General features: G+C 38.9%; 17 protein-coding genes. 16 read left to right on the plus strand and 1 reads right to left on the minus strand.

The annotated features are described in order from the left end of the window. The coding region (locus O3682_RS10925) for a DUF6531 domain-containing protein (protein WP_371510093.1) at positions 1-1,046 on the minus strand (1,046 nt) is incomplete at its 3' end. 333 nt (positions 1,047-1,379) lie between these two features. On the opposite strand from O3682_RS10925, the gene O3682_RS10930 reads away from it, so the two are divergent. From O3682_RS10930 to O3682_RS11005, 16 genes are all read left to right on the plus strand, one after another. After that, positions 1,380-1,934 (plus strand): TagF domain-containing protein, encoded by a 555-nt coding sequence (locus O3682_RS10930; RefSeq protein WP_371510094.1) that lies wholly within the window; start codon positions 1,380-1,382, stop codon positions 1,932-1,934. Positions 1,935-1,938: 4 nt separating this feature from the next. Beyond that, positions 1,939-2,997, plus strand: a complete 1,059-nt coding sequence (gene tssA / locus O3682_RS10935; protein WP_371510095.1) for a type VI secretion system protein TssA — start codon at positions 1,939-1,941, stop codon at positions 2,995-2,997. Between the two features lie 77 nt (positions 2,998-3,074). Next, positions 3,075-3,593, plus strand: coding sequence for a type VI secretion system contractile sheath small subunit (gene tssB / locus O3682_RS10940; protein ID WP_371510096.1), 519 nt, complete (start codon positions 3,075-3,077; stop codon positions 3,591-3,593). A gap of 31 nt (positions 3,594-3,624) precedes the next feature. Then, positions 3,625-5,124 (plus strand): type VI secretion system contractile sheath large subunit, encoded by a 1,500-nt coding sequence (tssC, locus tag O3682_RS10945; protein WP_204788583.1) that lies wholly within the window; start codon positions 3,625-3,627, stop codon positions 5,122-5,124. 80 nt (positions 5,125-5,204) lie between these two features. Next, positions 5,205-5,687 (plus strand): Hcp family type VI secretion system effector, encoded by a 483-nt coding sequence (gene tssD / locus O3682_RS10950; RefSeq protein WP_003761730.1) that lies wholly within the window; start codon positions 5,205-5,207, stop codon positions 5,685-5,687. A gap of 165 nt (positions 5,688-5,852) precedes the next feature. Beyond that, entirely contained in the window at positions 5,853-6,668 is an 816-nt protein-coding gene (locus O3682_RS10955) for a type VI secretion system accessory protein TagJ (RefSeq protein WP_371510097.1), read from the plus strand. A 33-nt stretch (positions 6,669-6,701) separates the two neighbouring features. Continuing rightward, positions 6,702-7,214 (plus strand): type VI secretion system baseplate subunit TssE, encoded by a 513-nt coding sequence (gene tssE, locus O3682_RS10960; RefSeq protein ID WP_004520041.1) that lies wholly within the window; start codon positions 6,702-6,704, stop codon positions 7,212-7,214. After that, complete coding sequence (locus tag O3682_RS10965) at positions 7,211-9,187, plus strand: type VI secretion system baseplate subunit TssF (RefSeq protein WP_371510098.1); 1,977 nt, start codon at positions 7,211-7,213, stop codon at positions 9,185-9,187. The genes tssE and O3682_RS10965 overlap by 4 nt, the downstream gene beginning before the upstream one ends. Continuing rightward, on the plus strand, positions 9,184-10,224 hold the full coding sequence (tssG, locus tag O3682_RS10970) for a type VI secretion system baseplate subunit TssG (protein WP_371510099.1): 1,041 nt from the start codon (positions 9,184-9,186) through the stop codon (positions 10,222-10,224). Before O3682_RS10965 ends, tssG begins: the two co-directional genes overlap by 4 nt. Positions 10,225-10,309: 85 nt before the next feature. Continuing rightward, on the plus strand, positions 10,310-12,961 hold the full coding sequence (tssH, locus tag O3682_RS10975) for a type VI secretion system ATPase TssH (RefSeq protein ID WP_371510100.1): 2,652 nt from the start codon (positions 10,310-10,312) through the stop codon (positions 12,959-12,961). A 134-nt stretch (positions 12,962-13,095) separates the two neighbouring features. Then, the gene (gene tssJ / locus O3682_RS10980; RefSeq protein ID WP_371510101.1) at positions 13,096-13,719 is read left to right on the plus strand and encodes a type VI secretion system lipoprotein TssJ; all 624 of its coding nucleotides are present in this window, start codon (positions 13,096-13,098) and stop codon (positions 13,717-13,719) included. 33 nt (positions 13,720-13,752) lie between these two features. Continuing rightward, on the plus strand, positions 13,753-15,096 hold the full coding sequence (gene tssK / locus O3682_RS10985; RefSeq protein WP_371510102.1) for a type VI secretion system baseplate subunit TssK: 1,344 nt from the start codon (positions 13,753-13,755) through the stop codon (positions 15,094-15,096). A gap of 24 nt (positions 15,097-15,120) precedes the next feature. Further along, entirely contained in the window at positions 15,121-16,383 is a 1,263-nt protein-coding gene (gene tssL / locus O3682_RS10990; protein WP_371510103.1) for a type VI secretion system protein TssL, long form, read from the plus strand. 31 nt (positions 16,384-16,414) lie between these two features. Continuing rightward, a complete protein-coding gene (gene tssM / locus O3682_RS10995; RefSeq protein WP_371510104.1) occupies positions 16,415-19,972 on the plus strand; it encodes a type VI secretion system membrane subunit TssM in 3,558 nt (1,185 codons plus the stop codon). Between the two features lie 130 nt (positions 19,973-20,102). Further along, positions 20,103-22,376 (plus strand): type VI secretion system Vgr family protein, encoded by a 2,274-nt coding sequence (tssI, locus tag O3682_RS11000; protein ID WP_371510105.1) that lies wholly within the window; start codon positions 20,103-20,105, stop codon positions 22,374-22,376. A 16-nt stretch (positions 22,377-22,392) separates the two neighbouring features. Beyond that, positions 22,393-23,529 carry a DUF2169 family type VI secretion system accessory protein gene (locus O3682_RS11005; protein WP_371510106.1) on the plus strand — a complete coding sequence of 379 codons (1,137 nt, stop codon included), beginning with the start codon at positions 22,393-22,395 and terminating at the stop codon, positions 23,527-23,529. Positions 23,530-23,600: the final 71 nt, after the last annotated feature.

A 23,600-nucleotide genomic window follows, 5' to 3' on the forward strand; every position in this document is an offset into this window, starting at 1 on the left:
TCGTCTTCGGAAACAAATACGTCCCGTTCCCCAGCAGGATCGAAGTCGGGATCGTTGTCGTGCAGACGGATGGAGGAGAATACGGGTTGGAAGTGTCGTCCGCTGCCGTCATAAATGCTGTGCGGCAGTCCGTTGTCGTCGTAGCAGAGACGGATATGGCGGCCGTTGCGGTCGAGCTGGGCGACCAGCTGGTAAATGCCGCAGCCGGAATCGACTTCGGCAAACAGCAGCCGTGCGCCGCCGTCGGGGGAGGCGATTTGGTAGAGGCCGTCTGAAATCTGCGAAAAGAAGATTTGTTCGTAAGGATCGAAATAGGCGTCATTCAGACCGTAGGGATCTTCTTCGGCGGAAGCAGGTCTTGGCGCAGCCTCTTCTTCATATAAATCGTCTTCATCTTCGTCGGCTGCGGAATAAGGCTCGTCCGCTTCGTCGCTGATATCCGGCAACGAAATTTCCCTACCCTGTTCATCAATATAAAGGAATCCGTCGGCAGTACGGACAAGACGCATGGAGAACGGCAGCGACCAACCCTGCCCCAACCAGCCATTGCCTATCTGGTCAGAATAGTAGCTGCGCCGCCAAACAAGGGGAAGCGGGGAATCGAAAGCAAAGTCGGTCTCGGTATCGTCAAATAGGACTTTGATACCGAGTACGGCATTGACAGGGTTACCGATAGCTGCAGCAACCTTACAAGGAATACAGTGGCCATGACCTGAGGTAACTATCCCACCGTCAGAACCTGCTCCGCTACCTCCACCGAAACCACTGACCATTTTTCGAGAAGGTAGCCTAATACCAGGCACACCTGGAACCATTGAAGCGAGCGAAACTACATCAGATACGGCATCAGCCACATTAGCTGCAGCAGACTCAGGAGCAACCAAAGAAAGGGCACTAGAGGCAACATCGGCTACCATCTCTATCACATCTACCGGCCCAGCCGCATTAGTCAGCGGTTCTGGCGGATTGGCAGAACCTTGAGACACCATGGCAGGTGCAGAAGGCTGAGGAACAAGAATACCTATGGTGTTACCGGAAGAGGACATGCGATTACTCCGTCGAAATCCTAATTAATCTACAAGTAGAAACCTCAAAACAAGGAACCTCAATCACTTTCTGAGGACTTTGCACGCGTTATTTTGCAAAAATTATAACAAACAATAAACTATAAATAAAACTGTATTTGATAAACTTTATTATTCATATTTCATATAGTAAGCGCATATTTTTGAAGATTATTTACATTTCTTAGGTTATTATTTCAAGCGGTTTAAATTTATATTTATCAATACATCGAATTATGCTAGAGTACGAGTTTAGCAGTTGTGTCTAATTAGCAACTTGGGAATCTAAAACCTCTTCTCTTGTGATGACTACTTATGCTTAAGCAAAATGAAGTCTATTTTTTTGGCAAACTGAATCAATCACGTGATTTTATTTTCTCCGAGAATCTTCAAACTAACGATAGATTCTTTTGGGATAACTGGTTTAACCGATGTTCCGGCCAAAACAAATTAATTTCATTCACTCGGAAAACATATTCCCCTTTGCAAATTTGGCTATTTTGTATCAAATCACCTGATGGTCTTATTTATACAGGCATAACTGCTGGTAGTTCTGATAAAATTGGCAGAAAATATCCATTTGTGTTATTTTATAAACCTAGCTCTATTCCTGAATCACTTGATTCTCTTTTTTCTCTTTTAAAGAAAAAAAATTCCTTTCACGAGATATTAAAAGAAGGGAAATGTTGTATCGAAGATTTTTACAATAGTGATACAACAGGGAACCCTATCCTCTCTGAATCCTTTCACAACTTTTTATCTGATTCAGACGGCATTGGTAGTTTTTGGCAAGAAATTGAAAGCGGTGACCACATAAAACATGAAGGCCTCCCCTCATGCTCACTGTTTAATAAGTTATTTGGATTATAAGTAGATGAACACATTTCCTCGATGGGACGAGCCTATCTCTATCGACAGTCCCGAAGGTGTAAATATCGAATACGATAGCCGCTTTTTAGAACTACAAAGCGTAGCTGAAGGCAAACCAGAACAACAATATGGTGACACGATTATTCCGGCAGAAGAGGCCGACTGGGCAACAGTAGAAAAGTTGTGCAATCAATTGCTAGCCGAGTCTAAAGATTTACATGTCTTGGCTTATTATACACAAGCTCTTACTGCCAAACATGGACTCGTAGGGTTCTGCGCTGGCTGCGAAGCAATTAGAGCTAATATAGACTTATATTGGGAATCCATTTACCCCAAACTTGAAGATGAAGACGGTGAATTTGACCCATTTTACAGGATCAATGCCCTTAGTTCCTTTACCACACTTGATGGCATCATCAAAGAGATTCTTTCATCTAAATTATTGATAAATGGGTTAACCCAACAGCCAATTACTGTAAAAGAAGCTGTTTCTATCCTACAAGGGAATGATCCACAAAATTATCCGGGAGGTAAAGAACGGCTAATGCTCGATATTAGAGTAAATGCCGATACGGGGAAACCTGAATTAACCGCATTAATTCAAGCATTGGACTGTCTGAAAAATATCCAACGCATTTTCTCGTCTAATTTACAGGATGAACACTCACTTGATTTTGATGTTATTCAAAAACCTCTTACCCTAATTCACAAAGCCATCAACTATAATGATGGGAGCACTCCCTCAGTACAACAGACAGAACAGCCTGAGTTACCCTCTGAAACTAACAGCTTGGCTATTACGCAAGAACAATCTATTCAAGAGACTGATGCATGGCGCCGTCTAAATATTAAAAATCGCGCTGATGTTGATCTGGCTTTAGAGAAAATCTGCATTTATTTTGAAACTCTTGAGCCCAGCCACCCTGCACCACTGTTTATCCGCAGAGTGCAACGACAAATGAATATGAACTTTTATGACATCATGAAAGATATTAGCCCAGAAAGTATTGCCAATTTAGAAGTTTTAATTGGCAAACCAGATGAAGATACAGCAAATTCCTAAAATTAGTAAACCTCATCCACAATTTCGTAAATATCTTTTAGATATACAACATTATTAATTATCCTAAGGTTATAACCATGTCACGAAATAAATCATCAGGTCAAAAGTTTATTGCCCGCAATCGAGCTCCTCGCGTGCAAATTGAATATGACGTAGAGTTGTATGGCTCAGAGAAAAAGATTGAACTGCCTTTCGTTATGGGTATTATGGCAGATTTGGTTGGTAAACCTGTCGAGCCACTGCCTGACTTGGCCGAACGAAAATTCTTAGAAATTGATGTAGACAATTTCGACGAACGCATGAAAGCCCTTAAACCTCGTGTCGCCTTCAACGTAAAAAATACATTGACAGGTGAAGGGAATTTGAATGTAGAACTCGAATTGGAAAGCATGGATGACTTCTCACCGGCTGCGATAGCTAAAAAAGTAGCACCTCTAAATGAGCTTTTACAGGCACGTACAGAACTGTCTAATTTACTCTCATATATGGATGGTAAAAGTGGGGCTGAAGAACTAATTGGAAAAGTCTTAGGAGACAGCGAATTACTAAAAAGTCTTGCAGCCGCGCCCAAATCAACATCCAAAGATGAACAATAGTCTCTAATAAAACTAGAAGTGAAAGTAAATCATGGCTGAAAAACAATTAGATACCCTAGGAAATGGCAGTTCGCAACATGTATTTGCAACCAATGAATTTGAACAGCTGCTTCAAAAAGAATTCAAACCTAAAACGGAAGAAGCTAAAAGCGCTGTAACTAATGCAGTCGCAACATTGGCTCAGCAAGCCTTACAAAATGCCGTCACCATTTCAGATGATACCTATCAAACCATTGAAGCAATTATTGCCGAAATTGACAGAAAGCTTTCTGAACAAATCAACTTGATCTTGCATCATGAGGACTTTCAAAAGCTTGAAGGTGAATGGCGCGGCCTGCATCATTTAGTGACCAATACCGAAACAGATACTTTACTGAAAATCAAAGTATTACCTATTTCTAAAAAAGAGGTTGCTCGTAATTTAAAACGCTTTAAAGGTACAGCTTGGGATCAAAGTCCACTCTTTAAACGTATTTATGAGGAAGAATACGGCCAATTTGGCGGTGAACCCTTTGGTTGTTTAGTAGGTGACTATTATTTTGATCACTCTGCCCCTGATGTAGAAATGCTCAATAGTCTTGAGAAGATTGCAGCGGCTGCACACTGTCCATTTATTGCTGGTGCATCTCCCAAATTAATGCAAATGGAGTCTTGGCAAGAGTTAGCTAATCCGCGTGACTTAAGTAAAATTTTCCAAAATGCCGAATATGCTCCATGGCGAAGCCTGCGTGAATCCGAAGATTCACGTTATATCGGTTTAGCCCTACCTCGTTTTCTGTCTCGCCTGCCTTATGGTGCCACAACAAATCCTGTAGACGAATTTGACTTCGAAGAAGAAACAGAAGGTGCAGATCACAATAAATATACTTGGGCCAATGCTGCTTATGCAATGGCAGTAAATATTAACCGCTCATTTAAATACTATGGCTGGTGTACCGCTATTCGCGGTGTGGAATCAGGCGGTATCGTTGAAAATCTTCCCTGCCACACATTCCCAACCGATGATGGTGGTGTAGATATGAAATGCCCAACAGAAATCGCCATTAGCGACCGCCGTGAGGCAGAATTGGCTGCATTGGGCTTTATGCCATTAATCCATCGTAAGAACACGGATTTAGCTGCATTTATCGGTGCGCAATCTTTGCATAAACCATCTGAATATTACGATCCAGATGCTACTGCCAATGCACGTTTATCTGCTCGCTTGCCTTATTTATTCGCATGCTGCCGTTTCGCACACTACTTAAAATGTATTGTTCGTGACAAAGTTGGCTCATTCCGCGAACGTGATGACATGGAACGTTGGTTAAACGAATGGATTATGAATTATGTAGATGGAGACCCTGCCAACTCCACTCAAGAAACAAAAGCCCGTAAACCATTAGCTGCTGCTGAGGTAGTTGTAGAAGAAGTAGAAGATAATCCAGGATACTATACTTCTAAATTCTTCCTGCGTCCTCACTACCAACTTGAGGGACTTACTGTTTCTCTACGCTTAGTTTCCAAATTGCCTTCGACTAAACAAGAATAGTCAGGCTGAGTTTATTTAGTTGGGTATATTTAGTGCCCTGTTGTTAAATCGCTTGTATTTTTTAACTAGGAGAGTAAAAAATGGCTATTGATATGTTCATGAAAGTCGAAGGTGTAAATGGCGAATCAAAAGATTCTAACCATAAAGACTGGACTAACATCGAAAGTTTTGACTGGGGTGCTGAACAACCTGGTTCAATGACCAGCGGTGGTGGCGGTGGTGCCGGTAAAGTCAATTTCAATGACTTAACTGTAGTCGCTGCTATCGATAAAGCAGCTCCAACCATTTTGAAAAACTGCGCTACCGGCCAACACTTGAGCAAAGTAGAAATTTCTGTATGTAAAGCTGGTGGCGAACAAATTGAATACTCACGCACTACATTAGAAGATGTCTTAGTAACCGGTGTGAAATTCATTGGCGTACAAGACAATGATGCGCTGAAAATGCGTTATTCATTCCAAGCTGCAAAAGTAAAAAACCAATATTGGGAACAAACCGATAAAGGTTCTAAAGGTGCTGAAGTTCAAATGGCCTTCAATATCAAAGAAAATAAATCTGCATAATTGATATGTAGATTTAATTAAAAAAGCCTGACTTAAAAGGCGTTTTTAAGTCAGGCTTTATATATAAATTTTTTCACTTTTCAGACGGCACTACTTAACTGAAAAATTAATCTTGTTTTTAACTTCTATTATTCATCTTTATAAATTAAATGAGGAATCATTGAAATGGATTTGAAGACTAAATTATCAGAGATGATTGAGCTTGTACGTTCAAATCCTGACAATCAAGAACATCGTTTAGCACTGATTCAATATCAGTGTCTATGCGCAAAATGGGAACAGGCTTTAAAACAGATTGGGCAATACCAAAAACTTTTTCCCGATACTCAAAAGCCCCTGATGCTCTACCTTATTGAAAATATTTCTGCTGAAATACGTCGCCAAGCAGTCTTTGAAACACAGCAAAAACCCAAAACTCTAGAACAGCACGCAAGTAAACTTGATATTCTTCAAAAGCAACTCTCTTTAGTTGCCCATGTTTCAGAACAGAAAAACAAGGCTCTTGTCGATGATTATACTGTGTTATCTGAGAATATAGACGACTCCCCCGTACATATTACTTACCTTTTAGCAGATAAATCAGTTTCTGAAATTGATAGCAACTGGATTATGGATGGAGACGTACGTACTGCCTTCGTTTATGAATATTTCTATCAAGGTCACTATTACTGGCAAACATGGGATTCTATTGAAAATATTTCTTTTAAGGCTCCAAGTTCCTTACTGGACATCATCTGGAGAGCGTCTGAAATTAAATTTACTAATGGTGAGTGTATTCAATGTACTAGTCCTGCTCGCTATACTGTTATGCCTGGTGAGGAAACAGCATGGTCAGATCTGCTAATGAAGTGCTCACAAACTGACTGGATTGAAATAGCAGAGCAACTCTTTACAGGGGTTGGTCAAAAAACTTTGTATACCGATAACCATGATTTTGGCCTTTTAGATATTCGTAATATTAGATTTGAACAAAATCATTAAAATCTATCCATCCTTCAAACTCAGCAATTAAACATGTCGCAATTCAAAAATCAACTGTTACCCTCTTTATTTGACAGACTAACAGATGAAGAACCGCGCAGAAAAAAAGAGGCACGCTCCGATCAGGTCATTAATCTTGATCAATATCGGCAAGCAGTACTGCGTGATATTCTTTATCTACTGAATACATGCAACATGCAAGCAGAAACTATGGGGATTGACCTAACTGAAAATGTACGCTCTTCTACATTAAATTATGGTATCCCTCCCCTTTCTGGTATTAATTTTTCTGATATTGAATGGCAAGATGTGGAACAGAACATCAAACAAGCCATCATCGATTTTGAACCGCGTCTTGAAAATAAGACTCTACAAGTGATCGTAAATACCTCAGACGATGATGACGATGCTTTACACAATAAACTCATTATTGAAATCAAAGGTTACCTGAAACTCAATCCTTATCCTAAAGAATTCTTGCTCCGAACCAGCATGGATGTTGAAACAGGATTGTTTGACTTATTAGATGGGGGAAATGGGGCTTGAATAATAAATTACTGTCTTACTACAACAAAGAGCTAACTTTTCTAAAGGAAATGGGTAAAGAGTTTGCAGCCCAATATCCTAAGATAGCCTCAAGATTAGCTTTAGATACAACTGATATTCCTGACCCCTATGTTGAAAGACTCTTGGAAGGGGTAAGTTTTCTTACTGCACGCACCCAACTTAAACTGGATGCGGAGTATCCTCGTTTTGTCCAAAGAATCTTAGAAGTTGTTTATCCTGACTTCATCAATCAAAAACCGGCTGCAGCTATTGTCAATCTAGAGCCTACTAATCAATATAACGCTGATGTGATCAATCTACTGGAACGAGGCAAAATATTAAGGTCTCTGCCTATTGATGAATTTAAAGTAAGTTGTCCATTTTCTGTAACTAAAACTACTGAAATTCTGCCACTTCGTATTGAAAAAGCCAAATACACTGACTCAATAGGTTATTTGCCAAACACACTCCCTGCACTCAAACAATCCTCTAGTAAGAAAGTACAATCTGCCTTGCGTTTGGATTTTTCATTGAGCGTACCAGGTGCATGTTCAGAGATGTTGCCAGATGAATTATCTATATTTTTGGGTACAGAGCTTTCCAAATCATCTTCATTGCTGTTTCTATTGGCTTCTGAATGCGTGGGCGTTGTTTGTCACAGTTACGAAAATCCAAAACAATGGTTTTACCCATTGCCTACTACACCAGAACATCGTGGTTTTCGAGAAGATGAAGCCTTATCATTTAATTTAGATAAATCGGTGAGTGCATTCCGAATTATGCAGGAGTATTCACGCCTACCGGAGAAGTTTCTATTTATTTCTCAAAAAAATATTAAACAAGCCGTCCAACAAGCCGAGAAAAAAGGACACTTGCCTAAAGTACCCGACCATTTAGAGGAAATCGTAAACGATAAGGGAGTCAATAAAAAAATTATTACTTATCGTAAACGCTATTTTAGTCTTTCATTTTTATTCAGTAATAAAATACCTGAATTAACTGAGCTGATTGGTGTAGATGATTTTTCTGTAAATGCCGTACCAGTCGTCAACTTATTCAGAAAAAAAAGCTCACGCTTCCCGATAAATATTCAAGATCAGGAGCACCATGTCGTTATCGACCGTACCCAGCCCCTGAATTATGAAGTCTATGCTATCGAGCAAGTAAAAGGCTTTGATACCAACAACCTTCAAACCGTAGTATTTTCACCGATGTACAAAGCACCGGATATAGGACTCTTTCCTGAGGCCCAAACTCAGCATGCTTATTTTTCTGCTCGTCGTGCTGATAGAGTACCATCCGAAAACTCAGCTAAAAATGGTTTTCGCTCTTCCTATTTAGGTAGTGAGGTATTTTTATCTCTTGCTAATAATCAGAATTACGCCTTTAATTCAAACATACAACACCTTTCTGTTGATGCTTGGTGTACAAGCAGAGATTTGCCTCTAATCATGCCTCGAGACGGAGAATCTGACTTTCTTATTGAGGGATTTTTGCCAGTCAAATCGATTAAACTGATTTCTAAATTAACAAGGCCTCAAGAAGCAGTAAGTGAAGATAGGACACTTTGGTCATTTTTAAATCAATTGAGCTTAAATTATCTATCTCTTTTGAATACTGATAAAGAAGATGCACCTGTTGCTTTGAAAGAGCTTTTAACAGTATTTGTTTCTTCTGAAAGCGATTTACTGAAAAAACAGATTGAATCAATTACACAAGTTGAAACCTCAATTATTAACAAAGTAGTCCGTCATTATGGAGTTGCAGCCCCTATCAGAGGAATCAACATTACCGTTACACTGGATGAAACTCAATTAGGCGGTGTTCATCCTTTCCTATTTGGATCAGTTTTAAACCATTATTTCCGACGTTTGGTGTCTATTAACTCATTTGTACAATTGCGAATTGACACACTTCAGCAAGGTCATATTGCTACTTGGCCGTCTGAAATTGGGGAGAGAATGATTATATGAGTCCAGTCAACCCTAAAACAGATTTTGGTGACTCATTAGACAATGCTTGGGATCAAAAACTTACAGTCTTTTTAAATAAAGTTTCCTCTCAACCGTATAAGTATGATTATTTTTCACTCTTGCGCCAGCTTGAGTCCGTTAAATTTATTACTGGTGGGAAAATATTAGGCAAAGCTATTAGCCCAAAAATGGAAAAAATAAGGATCCGCCAAAATCCTTCGCTTACTTTTGCACCACGCAATCTCCAATCGGTAACCTTATCACCTCATTATGTAGAAATTTCCATTAATGGATTTGGTCTGTTTGGCCCATCTGGCCCACTACCTCTACATTTAACCGAGTATGCTTATGAACGCCAACATCAACACGGTGACCGGGCATGGGCAGGTTTTGCAAATATGTTGCAACACCGCCTGGCTATCTTATTCTATCGAGCATGGGCCAATGCCCAAAGCATTACATCTTTAGATAAAAATGCTGAAGACCGCTTCGGAAAATATATTGCCAGTTTTAACGGCCTTAACATTCCGACCACACATAACAAAGGTTTAATCCACGAATTTGCTAAACGCTATTTTTCCGGTCTATTGATAAAACAAAGCCGATCTGCAGTCAACCTGCAACAACTGCTCACTCGCTATTTCCAAGTTCCCGTTAACATTCAAACTAACGTAGGGTACTGGGTTGAAGTTGAAGAAGAGAAAACGCAAATTGGGATTATGGGTAACTACACACTTGGTGACGGTTTACTACTAGGTGACAAACTCTATGATGTGCAAAGTAAATTTCGGATTATTATTGGCCCACTTACTTTACCAGCCTACCAATCATTCTTTAAAGACGGTATTAATACAGCCCGTTTACGAGAATGGGTTCGTTTATTTGCCGCAGAAGAATATGAATGGGACATTCAACCTATTCTGATGCAAAAAGAAGTTCCACTGATGGATTTAGGAGGGAACACTCAACTCGGCTTATCAACTTGGCTGGGGAATGTTTCCCGAGACGCAGAAGACTTGATTGTCAGCAATCATTAATCGGCTTTTCAGACGGCCATCGTCGATAAAAGCTTTAGAAAACTATTTTTGGACATATTTGAAATAATTTAACTAAGGACGTCTTATGTCAAACATCAGCCGCAGCGTATTATTTGGTAAGTTAAATACTACTTTGTATAAAACTTTGGAAAATGCCTATACCTTCTGTCGTCTTCGAGAAAACAGCTATGTTGAATTAGTACACTGGCTACACTCTCTACTTCAAACTGAAAAAACAGATATCTTCTACCTGATAAATCAGTTTAACTTAGATGAAGCCAAAGTACGAAAAGATGTATTGGCTGCAGTAGAAAAATTGCCTGTTGGTGCTACTGCTGTTATTGACTTCTCCGAACATATCCAAACCCTTGCCGAACAAACTTGGACATACAGTTCACTAAAATTTGGTACAGACAAAATCCGTACAGCTCATATTTTCTATACCATGCTGCAAAATAAGACTTTGCAGGGTATTTTGGCCAATATTTCATCTGAATTCCTGAAAATCAAACCGGAAACATTGGCAAACAATATTATTGCTATTACTGCTAACTCTGAAGAAAATCTTGATGTTACCCAGAATGCCTTATCTTCTGAGCCTAATGCTACTCACAAAGAAAGTGCCTTAGCTAAATACGGCAGCAATCTTACCGAAAAGGCTAAAAATGGCGAAATAGACCCAATCACAGGCCGCGACACTGAAATCAGACAAATGATTGATATCCTAATGCGTCGCCGTCAAAACAACCCGATTCTTACAGGTGAAGCCGGTGTTGGTAAGACTGCTGTGGTTGAAGCTTTGGCATTACGTTTAGCTGCCGGAGATGTCCCTCCTGGATTGAAAGACGTTCAATTAATTCTATTGGATATCGGTTTGCTCAAAGCTGGCGCCAGTGTTAGCGGAGAATTTGAATCACGCCTCCGAGCAGTTATGGATGAAGTAGAATCCAGCCCAACCCCAATCGTGCTATTCATCGACGAAATCCATACTTTAATTGGTGCCGGTGGCGCTGCCGGTACTGGTGATGCTGCCAACTTACTCAAACCTGCATTAGCTCGTGGCAAACTTCGTACTATTGGTGCAACCACATGGGCAGAATACAAAAAATATTTTGAAAAAGATCCTGCCCTAACTCGGCGCTTCCAAGTTGTACAAGTAGATGAACCCGATGAAGAAAAAGCCATCAATATGCTTAGAGTATTGAATGCTTCTCTAGAAAAACACCATAAAGTGATCATTCTTGATGAAGCAATCCAGGCTGCTGTAAAACTTTCCCACCGCTATATTCCAGCACGTCAGCTCCCTGATAAAGCTGTCGGCTTGATTGATACTGCCTGCGCACGTGTTGCAGTCAGCCAACATGCTGTACCTGGCAGTATTGAATATCTACGCAAGAAGTCAGAAGCATTAAAACTTGAGCAAGCAAATTTAGAACGTGAGAAGAAGCTCAGTTTCGACTCTGAAACCCGGATCACAAATATTGGTAAAGAATTAACTGAGGTTGAAGGCCGTCTGAAAAAATTAGAAGACAGATGGAAATCTGAAGCAGACTTGGTTGCAGAGCTATTGGCTGTACGTGAACAAATCATGCAGGTTGAACAAGAAACAACCGACGAAGAAAACAAACAGTTGCGCACCCGCCAAAAAGAGCTGGTTACTAAATTGAAAAAACTACAAAGTGTCCAACCCTTAGTTATGCCGTTAGTAGACAGTCGGATAGTTGCTGACGTTGTAGCAGACTGGACAGGAATTCCTGTCGGAAAAATGATGAAAGACGAAGTTGAGGCTGTATTACAACTTGCTGACACCTTAAATAACCGCATCATCGGTCAACGCCACGGTTTGGATGCGATTGCCCGCCGTATTCAAACTTCACGCGCTAATCTAGACAATCCCAACAAGCCTATTGGTGTTTTCATGCTTGCAGGTCCTTCCGGTGTGGGTAAAACAGAAACTGCTCTTGCTCTAGCCGATACATTATATGGTGGTGAACAAAATGTGATTACTATCAACATGAGTGAATATCAAGAAGCTCATACTGTATCCACTTTGAAAGGAGCTCCTCCAGGTTATGTGGGCTATGGTGAAGGTGGCGTATTGACTGAAGCTGTACGTCGCAAACCTTACAGTGTTGTATTGCTCGATGAAGTAGAAAAAGCACACCCAGATGTTCATGAAATCTTTTTCCAAGTATTCGACAAAGGCTGGATGGAAGATGGCGAGGGCCGCTATATCGACTTTAAAAACACCATTATCATTCTTACCACCAACGTTGGTACAGATTTAATTATGGATATGTGTAATGACCCCGAAATGTTGCCTACTCCAGAAGGCCTAACTAAAGCCCTGCGTACTCCCCTGCTGAAAACTTTCCCAGCTGCTTTATTAGGCCGGATGCAAGTTATTCCTTACTATCCGCTATCCGACGATATGCTCTCAAAAATTGTTGAATTGCAATTAGGCCGTATCGTAAAACGCATTAAAGATAATCATGGCATTGACCTACACTATACCCCTGAAGTGTTAAAACTAATCACTTCACGTTGTACAGAAGTTGAATCAGGTGGCCGCATGATCGATGCGATTCTTACCAATACGGTTCTACCACAAATCAGCCAAGAACTACTTACTTGCGCAACACAGGGAAAACAAGTTTTGAGCGTAAATATCGACGCAAGCAATCATGACTTCAATTACCAATATAAATATAAACTTAGAAAGAAAAATACTTTATAATTCTAAGCAAAATAAGAAATCTTAGTATTCGATCGACAGTAATAGACCAACTAGTTCCTAAAGTCTAGGCTGTCGATTAATTTAAAATTTCTATCATTAAATACAATCACTATTGATGTACCTAGGTAACCAAAATGCATGGAAAACTGATAAAATATATATCATTTGCAATGATATCTTTGATGGTAAGCGCATGTGCGTCCAACCATAAACCGCCAAAAGAATCTGACGAAAGTGGAGAAAAAATTGATGTCCAAATTATAGTTTCTCCCGATGTCAATCCAAATTTAGTTGATCAACCCTCCCCTATCAGATTGGATTTGTATCAACTGTCATCTGATGGCGAATTTAAAAAAGCAAACTATTTTGATCTTACTAATAATGCTAAAGAAACTTTAGGTGATAAATTAATTCAACAAAACCAATTCATGTTACACCCTGATACGGTTACTATATTACCTATCAAAATGGATTCCCACCTGAAATATTTAGGTGTTGTTGCCAGTTATCGTGATTTGGACAATAGTCAATGGAGATTGATTTTATTAAAACAAAAACAACGATGGTATCAGTTTGGTAAACACTATTTCTATGTGAATATTGGGAAAAATGAATTGTATCAATTATCGAAATCAGAGATGCAAGAAATGCTGAAAGAATATAAAGAGCGCCATCCTGATAATCAGCTTATCAAAGAAAATGGAAAAACTCACAAGAACAATAGTGACCTGAGTAAAGGTATTTTCCATGAGGAATAAATGCTTATATATAAATAATTTGAGGTTGAATACATGGCAATTGAAGCAAAAGTAGTTTGGTCAGAAGGAATCTTTATTACTCCTCAGCATTTCCAGCAATTTGAACGTTATCTTGAGTCTGGATTACGTCAACTGGCTGTTTCCAAAGAAGGTTATTTTTGGGGATTTTCATCTTTAGTACTGGATTCAGACGGCCTCAAACGTGGTGTTCTCGGTATTCGTGAAGCGGAAGGTATTTTTCCTGATGGTTCTATATTTGTGTTTTCTCAAAAACAACTTGAAAATTTAAGCTTGAAAGTACCTGCAAACATAAAAGACACCAAAGTTTGCTTAGCCATTACTCTGCCATCGTCTGTTAATAATGAGATTGATTTTCTAAATCAAAATTCTGCTCACTCTTACCGATATAAAGCATTTGAGAAAACCCTTGCAGATACAACAAACTCCGAATTAGACGGTCGCCAAATTACACTAGCAGATCTTAATCCCACATTGATTTTAGAAAATGATTTAACTAGCAATCAAACTGTCCTTCCTATTGCAGTTATCCGATCCAGTTCAGCAGACTTTGAAATCATTCTAGACGAATCATATATTCCACCTTCCCTAGGAAGCCAAAAGCAACAACACCTAAAAGCTTACATTTCGGAAATATATGGCTTATTAATGCAAAAAAGCAATAGTCTAGCTAACGCTGTAAACGATCCGAATACCGGAGGTTCTGTTGAAGTAATGGACTTTATGATGCTTCAGACCATCAATCGGTATCTGGCTTATTTGCATCATGAAAATGAAGGTGCTCGCCAAACTCATCCAGAACAATTATTTGTCAACTTATCAAAATTATGTGCTGATTTAATGACTTTCCTTCCTTCACGTAAGGTAGGGGATATTCCTATTTATAAACACAATGATCTAGCATCATGTTTTGGTAAATTATTTTTTAACTTGCGCAAATCACTGTCTATTGTTCTTGAACAAAGAGCAATTAGAATTCCACTAGATTTGCGCGATGAAGCAACTCGAGTTGCTCAAACTCCTGATCAAAGCTTACTGGATAAAGCTTCATTTGTCCTAGCCATCAAGGCTGATATGCCTAACGAAGCCTTACGCCAAAAAATTCCAAGTGTAGTAAAAATAGGTACTGTAGAAAAAGTTAAGGAATTGGTTGCTTACCATTTACCTGGAATTAAAGTTCATGCGTTATCCGTGGCACCAAGAGAATTACCATACCATAGTGGTTATGTTTATTTTGAATTAGATAAAAAACATGAATTATGGGATATGTTTGATACTTCCTCAGGTATGGCTTTCCATTTGGCTGGTAATTTCCCTAATTTAGATGTTGAGTTTTGGGCGATTAAGTCTTTAAGTTAATTTGATTTAATTTGGAATTTCATTATGAATAACCAGAATAATACTGTAAACAACGCAGTAAATGTTTATAACCCTTTAATTGAAGCTGCTAAACCTGTTTTTATCTTAGCTAACTCTATGCAGCAAACTACTAGTCAATTATCTACTGACAGCCTAATTAATAAATTCTCTCTCTTAATTAATAATTTTGAAGAGAATGCTGAAAAAAATGGAGCTAAATATGATGCTATTCAGGCTGCAAAATACTGTCTTTGTACATTTGTAGATGAATTAGCAGTCCGTGCTGGCTGGGCTGATGAAACTTGGTCAAAAAATAGCTTATTAGTATCTTTTTATGATGAAACTTGGGGTGGAGAACGTTTTTTTGAAATCATTCAAAATTTGAAACAAGATTCTGATAAAAATATTGATTTAATAGAGTTTATGTATTTATGCCTGCAATTTGGTTACAAAGGTAAGTACCAGGTTCTAAACAATGGGGAATTTGAGATCGATAAAATTAAAAGAGACTTACTTGCCTTAATTCACAGTAAACGACCTGACCAAACTGTTAATCTTTTTAAACATAACCCGATTATTACAAATAATATTCAAAGGAAACGCAGACTTGCTATTCCTTTATGGGTAGTTGGCGTATTAGGAGCTGTTGCATTAGGTGTAGGCTATTTTACAATGCAATGGTCATTAGGGGATAAATTCAATACAGCTAGCATAAAAGTAAACAGCCTCAAACTTCCTTCGGCAATCACCAAGCAACAGGATGCACAAAATACAGTCCGACTACGGCCTTTGTTGGAAAATGAGATTGCTAGGAAATTAGTATCTGTAGAAGATTTTCAAGACAGAAGTACTGTTACTATTTTAGGTGATGGCTTATTTGAATCCGGCTCTGCGCAAATCCAAGACCAATATTATCCTGTTTTAGCTGCAGTTAGTCAGGCCTTAGATAGTGTAGAAGGACAAATTATTGTTACGGGATACACTGATAATCAGCCAATTCAGAGTTTGAATTTTCCATCTAATTGGCATTTATCACAGGCTCGGGCAGATGCAGTAAAAGAAATTTTATTGAATTACGTTAAAAATGGCGGAACACGCATCCGTTCTGAAGGACGAGGCTCGACCGATCCTGTCGCACCAAACGATACTTTGGAAAACAGAGCTAAAAACCGAAGAGTTGAAATTACATTATTTACTACAGGAACTGGACCCAAACTAGGTAGCACAGTCGAAATAAAAAATGATACCTCCAATTCTCAACCAAACGGTAGTGTAAGCACACAATAATCTATTTTAGATTGATACGGAAAAAATAGACATGAAAAAAATTATTTATTTTCTAGGTTCTCGCTCTTTATGGGTGATGTTGGGTATTACCGGCCTGATTATATTAGTATGGTTTATTGGACCATTGATCTCCATAGGTGAAGTTCGACCTTTAGTAAGCAAAACTATTCGTTTTGCAGTGTGTACCATTATTATTGGTATTTGGTTGGCTAAAGCTATATTTCGCCAATATCGTGAATCTCGACGAAACGCTGCTTTATTGAAAGAAATTCGAGCAGCACAAGAGCCTATTTTAAAAAGTGCAAATGATGTTAGCTCTATGAGCCGCCAGTTTGCTGAAATGGACAAAGTATTAAAAAATGCTAAATTTTCTAAATCTAAAAACAGTTTGTTGGCTAGACTAGAAGAAGGTCAATACCTTTATCAAATGCCATGGTATGTTGTCCTAGGGGCAGCAGGATCTGGTAAAACAACTGCACTCAAACGCTCTGGTCTTAACTTCCCTTTAGAGAGCACTTTAGGGACATCTGTAAGTGGCCTAGCAGGTACACGAGATTGTGATTGGTTTCTGTCGAATGAAATAGTATTTCTTGATACAGCTGGTAGATTATCTTTACATGACAATCATAGCAGTAAAGACTCTAGCGACTGGGAAGAGTTTGTAACGCTGCTACAACGTTACCGACCGAAACAGCCAATAAATGGCGTATTGGTTACTGTAGGTGTAGATGATTTGTTGGGCGGGAAAACCAATATAACAGAAATCTCAGTAGAACTGCGTAAAAGAATCCATGAAATGCATACTAAATTGGGTATACATTTCCCAGTTTATCTTATGATAACCAAACTGGATTTATTGCATGGTTTTAATGAATTCTTTGACCATCTAACTGAAGAACAAAGAAATCAATATTTAGGGATTCCTCTATCTAATACCGAAGGAATGGAAACTCCTATCGCTACTGCTTCTAATGCCTTAGCAGATATTGTAGATAAATTACGCTCCTCTATATTGGGCACAGTTCATCAATTAGAATCCACTGAAGATAAGGCTGCAGCTTTTGCATTCCCCGAGGAATTTGAGCGCCTTAATCAAGCAGTACTTTCCCTATTTAAAGAGCTGTCTAAATCTTCAAAATTTGAGCAACCTATAGCATGGAGAGGTGTTTATTTTTCAAGTGCAACACAAACAGGACAACATCTCAACCCTATACTGGAAGGTTTGCAAAGTGATTTCCAATTATCTAAAAAATACTTGGATTCAAACCAGGCCTCTACTCAGAATAACGAACATAGCTTTTTCTTAAATCGACTATTTGCTGACGTTATTCTTAGCGAGGCAAATTTAGCTGGCGAGAATAAATCTTGGTTTGTCAAAAAACAAATCTTGTATTGGCTAGGTATTGGAGCTATTGCAACTGTAGTAATTACATGTTTGTCAATGATGTTGAATAGTTACTCCAATAACCAGTCATATCTTGAACAGGTTGATACAAAAGCAACTAACTTAGCTTCAGATGTAAAAAAATATACAGACGGCCCTGATTTACTTAAGGCTGTAACATTTGCTGAACAAGTTAGAGATACGACTACCAGTAAAGAAATTCCAGATTTATTATCCCCTCCGCTCAGCTATCGTATGGGCCTTTATCAAGGCAGCCAAATGAAAGATGTTGGGGAGTCAGCCTATTATAGAATTCTTCAAGACAATGTAATGCCATTAATCAGCTATAAGTTGGATGAACTTCTACGTACAGCTAATGTTTCCAACAATATTAATAGCTATGATGCATTAAAAGCTTATCTTATGATGTTCCACAAAGAACATTTTGATGCTGCTTTTATGCAAAATTGGTTAATGTCCAATTTGTCTAAAACAGAATCATCAGGCATGAGTGACCAACAAAAAAAATCTGTTGAAAAAGCTCTGAATCAGATTCTTTCAAAACAAAGCATTACACCAAGCGTTCCCTATGACGAAGAATTAGTAGAACGTCGTAGACAGGAAATTGCACAAAGAGACATTGCAACCATGGTATTAGAAGATACTATAAACACAGTTACTCTCTCAGGAAAAGAAGGAGTTACACCTGTATCTTTTTCAAGTATGGGTGGTGTGCAAAGTCACTTGCTATTCCGACGTAAGACTGGTGGGGCTTTAAAAGAACCTATTAACTTTATTTATACCAAAGAAGCCTACATTACTAAAGTTTTACCTGCCATGGTTAAATCTGCAGAGCAGTTTTTTAATGAAGACAACTGGGTATTAGGTAACTATGCTTCTTTAGGCCAAAGTAAAGCATCTGTTCTTTCTGATGCCCAAAGAATCTATTTCAGTAATTATATTAAAGTTTGGAATAGTTATTTATCTGATTTGTCATTAGTAACACCAAAATCATCACGAGAGAGTACTCAAATTGCCAAGCTGCTATCTGAAAAGAACTCACCTTTAGTCAATATTATTAAAGGAATCAGTGATAATACGACTTTAACTATTGACAAACGAATAACAGAAAAAGCTGGAAGCAAAATTACTGATTGGTTAAATAGAGCAGGACTCTCGAAACTCTTAGAGAGCGAAGAGGGGAATAATGTAAAGAATGAATTGGCTGCTTTAAAACAAGCAACTCCAGTCGATGATGCTTTTGCAGATTTTCATATATTAACTGAAACCACGAATGATCAACCTCCAGCTATTAACAATGTCACAGAGGCTATAAATGATTTATATGTTTATTTAGTTGCTGTTAATGTTGCTGTAGAAAAAGGAGTAGACTTACCACCTGATGATCCTTTCGTAAAATATAAGGCTGAAGTAAATAGACTACCACCTCCCTTTCGCCAAATGTTAGATAACTTTTCTGAAATTATTCTGAAAAACACTAACAAAATTGTTGATGAAAAGCTTTTGTCTACTTTAGAAAAACAAATGGCTACATTAACTAATAGTTGCCAAGAAATACATCAACAAGGATACCCTTTCGATAAAGGGTCGGAGGACAATGTTGCATTAGAGAGTTTCACCAGTATATTTGGTCCCAATGGTATCTACAGTAAATTTACCAACTTGACTGGTGAAGCTGCCGTATTGGCACGCTCAGAAAAACTGGAAACTTTAACTGCTAAAAATGATGCTTTTAAAGATCGTTTTGCAAAACTAAACGATATAGCAGACATCCGACAAGGATATTTTGATAAAGGCTCAGAAACTCCTACATTTGATTTCTCGGTTAAGGTTTTGATTCTTGATACTAGTTTAGAAAGTGTAAATATCTCATATGCAGGGAAAAGCTATGTATACAGCCATGGTCCTGTAAATCCTGTAACCTTTACTTGGCCATCCAAGAGTGAAAATGCTTTAGCCAAAATAGATATCTCATCTCCCCAAATCAACAGCGCAGGTATTAGTTCAGCTGGGCCTTGGTCAATCTTTCGCCTTATTGAAAAAGGTAAAATTATTCGCCAAACAGGAAATACCACTGTTGTCGAATACAGTATTAAAGGAAAAAATCTTGTACTTGAATTTACTACTTCTACTGCCTTTAATCCCTTTAATTTAAGTAAATTAAGGAATTTTCAGTGTATTTAAAAGTCTCAATAGAGATGTAAATAATATTGTCTAAAATATTACTTTACATATTTTATCACTATTTAAAATACTAGGATAAAAATACTTGTAACCGGAATATTGATTTAAGATTGACAAGGAGTTTCCCGAAATGAATAGAACTATTGTTGCTCATACGCCTTTGGGATCACAACTATTATTCAAAAAAATGCTTGGTACAGAATCCGTTTCAAATCTGTTTGAGTTCAATATTACATTGGTCTCCCAAAACCCAAATTTACAAGGCAAAGATATTATTGGTCAGTCTGTAACATTGGAAATTGATACCGAAGCAAGCAATCCTCGTTACCTAAATGGTCTAGTTACCGATTTTGGCTACATTGGAGAAGATGAGGATGAAGAAGGTTATCATGCCTATACCTGTACCACTCGTCCATTCATGTGGTACCTCACTCAAAATACGGACAGCAGGGTTTTCGTTGATAAGTCTGTATTAGATATCGCTAATGAAGTCTTAGCACCATTCGGATTCCCATACCAGATAAAATGTCAAAAAGGGTATCGAACAAGAGGCTTTTGTGTTCAATATCAAGAAAATAGCTTTGATTTCTTAAACCGCCTATTTGAACAAGAAGGTATCTACTATTATTTTGCCCACAGTAACGGTTCACATGAGCTGGTTATTACTGATGATGTCGGTGTTTTAGAAGCTATTTCATCCCCTAACATCCCCTACCACTCTCGAAATACTGCACCAGGGGCACCAAATATTGCCTATATTGATATTTGGGAAGAACGAGATGCTTTAAAATCTAGTCAATTTGTTACTCAAGAATACAATTATAAAAATGCCAAAGTACCGATGATGTCTTCAGACTCAGTTCATGACTTTAATTCGGTATCTATGGAACACTATGACTTCTATACAGGTTTTAGTGATGTGGCAGAAGCACAAAATTACAGTCAGGTTCGTAGTGAAGATTTGAAAAGCCAAACCAAGATTATTACTGGCTCAGGCACTGCACTGACACTTGCTCCAGGTTATACGTTTATCCTGAGCAAACACCCTCATGCATCTTCTAATACCGAATATACTATTTTAAAAGCTGATTATGATTTCGAAGAGGCAGGCTATACGTCTGGAGACCGTATTGGCAAATTTAGAATTTCATTCCGCGTATTACCTAAATCTTATCCATACCGCCCTCCTCTTAAAACTCCCAAGCCAAAAGTTTTAGGGACACAAGCAGCTACGGTAACAGGACCTGCAGGTGAAGAGGTCTACACCAATGAATATGGCGATATTAAAGTCCAGTTTCACTGGGATCGCTATGGAAAAATGGATGAAAACAGTTCCAACTGGGTACGAGTAACTCAGGGCTCTGCTGGTGCTGGCTATGGCTCTATTAATACACCACGCATTGGCGAAGAAGTACTGGTTGATTTTATTAATGGCGATGCTGATCGACCCATTGTATTAGGCCGTCTGTATAACAGCGCAATGTCGCCACCATGGGGATTTCCTGCTGCAGCTAAGCAATCCGGTATCAAGAGTAAAAGTTTTAACTCTCCATTAGCCAACTTTAACGAACTGATGTTCAATGATACTGCTGGGTCTGAAATGGTCAACTTCCAGGCACAGAAAGACTTGACCTCACTTGTTAAGAACAATGAAACCCGTAACGTCAACAACGACCGAACCACTACAATTGGCAATAACGAGACTGTAACAGTAGTGGGTGATCGAGCTAAAACCGTTCAAAAAAACGAAACTGCCTCAATTACCCAAAACCGTACCAAATCAGTCGGCCAAAACGAAACTGCCAGTATTACCCAAAACCAAAGCATTAGTGTTGGCCAAAACCAAAGTACTTCTGTGGGTAAAGATCAGAGTGTTTCTGTCTCTGAAAATCGAACCCATTCTGTTGGCCTTGATGAAAACATTGGCATCGGAAAAAATCAGGCTTTAACCGTAGGCTTGGATCAAAACGTTTCTATCGGCAAAAATCAAGCGTTGACCGTTGGTGCCAATCGTAACAAAACCATTGTATCCAACGAGGTAAGCAGCATTGGTGGTAATAAGCAAGAAACCGTCAGCCTAAATGGTATGAACAACATTGGCATCGGACAAATGACCAACATTGGGGCAGGCTATATGTTAAATGTCGGAGGAGGCTGGATGACCAACGTTGTTGGTGCCGAAATGCATAGCGTTGGCCTAGTTATGGGACTTAATGCAGGTTTAAATATTGGCCTTAATGCCGGCAATAAAATCACCTTATCTGCTGGGAGCAAAATTACCCTTCAAGTAGGCAACTCAATGATTGTAATAGATAAAAATAAAATCTCTATCGTTAGTAAAAAAGTTAAAATCGTTGGCACTAGTGTAGTAGATATGGATGGTAAAAAAGTCGATATCAACTAGAAGAAAAGGTATATAAATGTTCGAATTGGAGAACTTTACCTGCTTTCATACGCAGCAATTTAAAAACATCGACCAGTTAGATCGAACATATGATGTTGTAGTTGCTAAAGTCAGTTATGAGTTTGAAATCGATCCTGTAACAGGAAAAACTGTACTTGAGTTTGCCCAAACGCAGAATCCTCTTACATTTGCAGATACTTTTTACGGAGAACCATCTCAAACTTCAACTCAATTTGAAAGCGACTTCTGCCTTTATAAACCTAAAACTGATTTAGTGATCAATGCAATCGCCTATGCACCTGATGACACTCCCGCTCGGCAACTTGCTGTAGCGGTGAGTGTTGGCGATTACCAAAAAAGTCTGGCTCTTACTGGTGAGCGCTACTGGGTAAGGGAGATAGCTGGATGGTCTCTAAGCGAACCAGATCCTATTCTCTCCTTGCCTATCCGCTATGAATTTGCCTTTGGCGGTGGTGCGGTTGAAGACGATCATGAGGGGCATCAGCAAAATCCTGTCGGTATTGGTTATTATCCCAAATCCCAACTCAAACAAAATGGGTTCAAACGGATATTAAAGGCTCACCAGATTTATGACCCAAGCCATCCAGTACGAGATCCTGCTGAAAATGTTGCTCCCGAGGGATTTGGCTTTATGCCCCGTTATTTTGCGCAACGGGCACGACATTCAGGTACTGCCGATGCTGAATGGATAGCTAACCGTGCACCTTTATTGCCGGAAGATTTTTCTATGACTTATTGGAACGGTGCTCATCCTTCCCTTCAATTGCCTCATCTAAAGCCTAACCATATCTATACACTAGGATTTACCGGCATGGTACATTCCTTTCAAGCGCCCAATCAGTATTTTACTGTCGATCTACCGGTAGAGACTGTATTTGTACATGCCCATACCGCATCTAATATGTCTTTGTGTAAAGACATGGTATTGGATACCGTACTCGTTGACGTAGAACAACGTCGCATTGACTGTACATACCGAACTTCTTTTGCAGAAGAGCTGGAAATTTCCGCATGTCAACTCAGGTTTATTGCTCGACATGAACGGGCAGAACAAATTGCAGCCGCAGTTGCATGCCGTATTTCAAAAGACAAATTTATCCCGATACCGCCTTCTCTTGCGGCACTCGCGTAAACAACTAAAAGGCCGTCTGATTCCCAACTAATTGCAGCCAACTTTTCAGACGGCCTCTATATTCACAACAG

The sequence above is a fragment of the Neisseria sp. 27098_8_112 genome, assembly GCF_041433235.1.
GTDB lineage: Bacteria > Pseudomonadota > Gammaproteobacteria > Burkholderiales > Neisseriaceae > Neisseria.

Bases quoted from the DNA above. Each gene is read 5' to 3' on its own strand.
- O3682_RS10930 (WP_371510094.1), top strand. From the start codon at position 1,380: ATGCTTAAGCAAAATGAAGTCTATTTTTTTGGCAAACTGAATCAATCA.
- tssA (WP_371510095.1), top strand. From the start codon at position 1,939: ATGAACACATTTCCTCGATGGGACGAGCCTATCTCTATCGACAGTCCC.
- tssB (WP_371510096.1), top strand. From the start codon at position 3,075: ATGTCACGAAATAAATCATCAGGTCAAAAGTTTATTGCCCGCAATCGA.
- tssC (WP_204788583.1), top strand. From the start codon at position 3,625: ATGGCTGAAAAACAATTAGATACCCTAGGAAATGGCAGTTCGCAACAT.
- tssD (WP_003761730.1), top strand. From the start codon at position 5,205: ATGGCTATTGATATGTTCATGAAAGTCGAAGGTGTAAATGGCGAATCA.
- O3682_RS10955 (WP_371510097.1), top strand. From the start codon at position 5,853: ATGGATTTGAAGACTAAATTATCAGAGATGATTGAGCTTGTACGTTCA.
- tssE (WP_004520041.1), top strand. From the start codon at position 6,702: ATGTCGCAATTCAAAAATCAACTGTTACCCTCTTTATTTGACAGACTA.
- tssG (WP_371510099.1), top strand. From the start codon at position 9,184: ATGAGTCCAGTCAACCCTAAAACAGATTTTGGTGACTCATTAGACAAT.
- tssH (WP_371510100.1), top strand. From the start codon at position 10,310: ATGTCAAACATCAGCCGCAGCGTATTATTTGGTAAGTTAAATACTACT.
- tssJ (WP_371510101.1), top strand. From the start codon at position 13,096: ATGCATGGAAAACTGATAAAATATATATCATTTGCAATGATATCTTTG.
- tssK (WP_371510102.1), top strand. From the start codon at position 13,753: ATGGCAATTGAAGCAAAAGTAGTTTGGTCAGAAGGAATCTTTATTACT.
- tssL (WP_371510103.1), top strand. From the start codon at position 15,121: ATGAATAACCAGAATAATACTGTAAACAACGCAGTAAATGTTTATAAC.
- tssM (WP_371510104.1), top strand. From the start codon at position 16,415: ATGAAAAAAATTATTTATTTTCTAGGTTCTCGCTCTTTATGGGTGATG.
- tssI (WP_371510105.1), top strand. From the start codon at position 20,103: ATGAATAGAACTATTGTTGCTCATACGCCTTTGGGATCACAACTATTA.
- O3682_RS11005 (WP_371510106.1), top strand. From the start codon at position 22,393: ATGTTCGAATTGGAGAACTTTACCTGCTTTCATACGCAGCAATTTAAA.